The sequence below is a fragment of the Elizabethkingia argenteiflava genome, from assembly GCF_009904105.1.
Classification (GTDB): Bacteria; Bacteroidota; Bacteroidia; order Flavobacteriales; family Weeksellaceae; genus Elizabethkingia; species Elizabethkingia argenteiflava.
In genome coordinates, this window is sequence record NZ_JAAABJ010000071.1 from 1 (window position 1) to 278 (window position 278).

The following is a 278-nucleotide window of genomic DNA, read 5'->3' on the forward strand; positions in this document are numbered from 1 at the left end:
CATATTTCTAATGGCATGCTATCTACAATGTAATAATCACTGACAGATATTTTTGCAGCTATCTTGTTTCTTAATGAATCCCGATAAGCAAACAACTTGCGCTTTCTGCGATTGTAAACACTACGTTCAATCCTAGAGGATAAATTGAAAGGTAATTTTCTGAATAAATCCCGCTCTGAATCAATACTCATAAATTCTGAAGTTAAGCCTATGGAGATTAACTCAAGATCTGACAATTTGGGATTGCGGATTTGATTTAAAAAATTCATTTTACTCTC

The 278-nt window shown here is 33.1% G+C and carries 1 pseudogene; it reads right to left on the bottom strand.

Going from position 1 to position 278, the window contains the following annotated elements:
* Positions 1 to 278 (bottom strand): annotated as a pseudogene (locus tag GNY06_RS13560) (IS982 family transposase); the annotation flags it as partial.